Source organism: Streptomyces sp. NPDC059477 (assembly GCF_042749375.1).
In the GTDB taxonomy this organism is placed as follows: domain Bacteria; phylum Actinomycetota; class Actinomycetes; order Streptomycetales; family Streptomycetaceae; genus Streptomyces.
On sequence record NZ_JBHYUG010000181.1, the window covers coordinates 1 to 3,897 of the forward strand.

The following is a 3,897-nucleotide window of genomic DNA, read 5'->3' on the forward strand; positions in this document are numbered from 1 at the left end:
CCAGCTTTTGAATCGGGCACTGCCTCGGGCCGGCGCTTCGACGTCAACCTGTCGATCCTCTTCACGGAACTCCCGCTCCTGGAGCGCCTGCCCCGGATCTTGTCCACGACGTGGTCCGGCGCCTTGGCGAGGAACGCCTCGTTGCCGAGCTTGGCCGTGGCGGCCGCCTTCTCCTTCTCCGCGGCGGCGAGATCCTTCGCCAGCCGCTTGCGCTCCGCCGCGACATCGATCGTGCCGGAGAGGTCGAGGGCGACCACCGCCCCGCCCACCGGCAGCGTCGCCGTCGCCGAGAAGCTCTCGCCCTCCGGCTGGAGGCGGAGCAGCGCGCGGATCGCGGCCTCGTGCGGCACGAGCGCCGTGCCGTCGAGGGCCAGCCGGGCCGGCACCCGCTGTCCCGGCTGGAGGCCCTGGTCGGCCCGGAAGCGCCGCACCTCGGTGATCACCGACTGGAGGGACCCGATCTCCCGCTCGGCGGCACCGTCCCGGAAGCCACTGTCCTTCGGCCACTCCGCGACGACCAGCGACTCCCCGCCCGTGAGCGTCGTCCACAGCGTCTCGGTGACGAACGGGACGACCGGGTGCAGCAGCCGCAGCGTGACGTCCAGGACCTCACCGAGGACCCGCTTCGAGACCTCCGCCGGCTCGCCGCCCGCCTGGAAGGTCGTCTTGGACAGCTCGACGTACCAGTCGAACACCTCGTCCCACGCGAAGTGGAACAGCGCGTCCGACAGCTTGGCGAACTGGAAGTCCTCGTAGAGCGCGTCCACCTCGGCGACCACCGAGTTCAGCCGGGACAGGATCCAGCGGTCCGCCGCCGACATCCGGGTCGGCTCCGGCAGCGGCCCGTCCACCGTCGCGCCGTTCATCAGCGCGAAGCGCGTCGCGTTCCAGATCTTGTTGGCGAAGTTCCGGGATCCCTGGACCCAGTCCTCACCGATCGGGACGTCCACCCCCGGGTTGGCACCGCGAGCGAGCGTGAAACGCAGGGCGTCGGACCCGTACTTGTCCATCCAGTCCAGCGGGTTGACCGCGTTGCCGAAGGACTTCGACATCTTCTTGCCGAACTGGTCACGGACCATGCCGTGCAGCGCGATGGTGTGGAACGGCGGTGTCCCGTCCATCGCGTACAGCCCGAACATCATCATCCGGGCGACCCAGAAGAAGAGGATGTCGTAGCCGGTGACCAGGACGGAGTTCGGATAGAACTTCGCGAGCGACTCGGTCCGCTCGGGCCAGCCGAGGGTGGAGAAGGGCCACAGCCCGGACGAGAACCAGGTGTCGAGGACGTCGGTGTCCTGGTGCCAGCCCTCGCCGGTGGGCGGCTCGTCGTCGGGGCCGACGCAGACCGTCTCGCCGTTCGGCCCGTACCAGACGGGGATGCGGTGGCCCCACCACAACTGGCGCGAGATGCACCAGTCGTGGAGGTTGTCGACCCAGTCGAAGTACCGCTTCTCCATCTCCTGGGGGTGGATCTTGACCCGGCCGTCACGGACCGCGTCCCCGGCGGCCTTGGCGAGCGGGCCGACCTTGACCCACCACTGCATGGACAGCCGGGGCTCGATGGTGGTCTTGCAGCGCGAGCAGTGGCCGACGGAGTGGGTGTAGGGCCGCTTCTCGGCGACGATCCGGCCCTCGGCGCGCAGCGCGGCGACGATCGCGGAGCGGGCCTCCAGCCGGTCCAGGCCCTGGAAGGGGCCGGGGACGGTGATGACGGCGTGCTCGTCCATCACGGTGATGGCGGGCAGGTCGTGCCGCTGGCCGATCTCGAAGTCGTTGGGGTCGTGGGCCGGGGTGACCTTGACGGCACCCGTGCCGAACGCCGGGTCGACATGCTCGTCGGCGACGACGGGGATCGAGCGGTCGGTGAGCGGGAGCCGGATCAGCTTGCCGATCAGATGCCGGTACCGCTCGTCCGAGGGGTGCACGGCGACGGCGGTGTCGCCGAGCATGGTCTCGGCGCGGGTGGTGGCGACGACGATGGAGTCGTCCCCCTCGCCGTACTTCATGGAGACGAGTTCGCCTTCGTCGTCCTGGTACTCGACCTCGATGTCGGAGATCGCGGTCAGACAGCGCGGACACCAGTTGATGATGCGCTCGGCGCGGTAGATCAGCTCGTCGTCGTAGAGCCGCTTGAAGATGGTCTGGACGGCCTGGGAGAGCCCCTCGTCCATGGTGAAGCGCTCGCGGGTCCAGGCGACGCCGTCGCCGAGGCGGCGCATCTGGCCGGAGATCTGACCGCCGGACTCGCCCTTCCAGCGCCAGACCCGCTCGACGAAGGCCTCCCGCCCGAGGTCGTGCCGGGACTTGCCCTCCTTGCCCAGCTCGCGCTCGACCACGTTCTGCGTGGCGATGCCGGCGTGGTCCATGCCGGGCTGCCACAGCGTCTCGAAGCCCTGCATCCGCTTACGGCGGGTCAGGGCGTCGATGAGGGTGTGCTCGAAGGCGTGCCCGAGGTGCAGACTGCCCGTGACGTTCGGCGGCGGGATGACGACCGTGAACGGCGGCTTGTCGCTCTTCTCGTCCGCCTCGAAGTAACCCCGCTCCACCCAGCGCTCGTACAGCGGCCCCTCTACGTCGGCCGGCGCGTACTGGGTCGGCAGTTCGGTGTGGGGCGCTGTGGGCTGCTGCTGAGCGTTCTCGGTCACCCGGTCAGTTTAGGGGTGTCACGGCCCCGTCCCGAAACGCGATTCCTTTGTAACGGTGCGTACCCCGATGGCCTGCGATTCCTGTGCCTGGTCCAGGATGTCAGGAACATATAAGCATCTGGAGGGGAACCCAGAAATGAGCTACAACCAGCCGGGCCCGTACGACGGGCAGCCCCAGCAGCCCGGTCCGTACGGCGGACAGGGCCCCTACGGCCAGCAGCCGCAGGCACCCCAGCCCGGCTATGGCCAGCAACCGCAGGCACCCCAGCCCGGCTACGGCCACCCCCAGCAGCCGCCGGCCCCGCCGCAGCAGCCCCAGCCGGGGTACGGCTATCCGCAGCAGCCCGGTTACGGGTACCCGCAGCAGCCGGGCGTCCCCCAGCAGCAGCCCCTGTACGGCGCTCCGCCGCCCCCGCCCCCGTCCGGCGGCAAGAAGAGGACGGGCCTGATCATCGGCGCGGTGGCGGTGGTGGCGGCGATCGGCGTCGGCGCGTACGTCCTGGTCGGCGGCGGCTCGGACGCGGGGGGTCTGGAGGATGACGGGCCGCACAAGCTGAGCGCTCCGGCCGCGGTGCTGTCGGACAAGTACGACCGCTTCGGCGACGCCGCCGAGGAGAAGGCCAGCGCGAGCGACGCCGAGGACCTGAAGAAGGCCGGCATCACCGAACCCACGTCGGTCAGCGCCGTGTACTCGACCGTGGACCTGGCCGCCATCGAGGACCCGGCCGAGATGGCGGACGCCGAGAGCCTCACCTTCTTCGGTGTCTACGGCAAGGTCGCGGACCCGCAGGCCGCGCTCGACACCACCTTCGCGGAGATGGCGAAGGAGTCCGGCGAGGACATCAAGTTCGTCGGTGACGCGCAGTCCGTGACACCGGACAGCCTGGACGGCGCGGTGATGAAGTGCCAGGAGGCCGAGTCCGTCAACCCGCTGACCGAGCAGGAGCAGACGACCTATCTGTGCATCTGGGCGGACCACAGCACGATGGGTGTGGTCGAGCCGACCTCCGGCGCCAAGACGTACACCCTGGACGAGGCCGCGAAGCTCGTGGCCGACCTCCGCAACGAGGTCCGCGTCAAGAAGTGACGACAACGGCCGTCAAGAAACAACGACGACGGCCTGAGTTCCGGAGACTTGGGTCCCGGAGACGAGAAAGGGGGGCGGGGGGGGGGGGGCGGCGGCGGGGCCGGTGGTTGGTACCGCGAGAGCCGGCGCGGTATAAAAAAAAAACACCGCGCCCCACAAATGGGG

Annotated in this window: 2 protein-coding genes; one reads left to right on the forward strand and one right to left on the reverse strand. The window is 69.6% G+C overall.

Annotation, left to right across the window (positions count from 1 at the left end):
- A partial coding sequence (locus tag ACFXAZ_RS39360) for a valine--tRNA ligase (RefSeq protein WP_384601846.1) occupies window positions 1–2,645 on the reverse strand: 2,645 nt, incomplete at its 3' end.
- A 136-nt stretch (window positions 2,646–2,781) separates the two neighbouring features.
- On the opposite strand from ACFXAZ_RS39360, the gene ACFXAZ_RS39365 reads away from it, so the two are divergent.
- Window positions 2,782–3,732, forward strand: coding sequence for a hypothetical protein (locus tag ACFXAZ_RS39365; RefSeq protein WP_384601849.1), 951 nt, complete (start codon window positions 2,782–2,784; stop codon window positions 3,730–3,732).
- Window positions 3,733–3,897 lie beyond the last annotated feature (165 nt).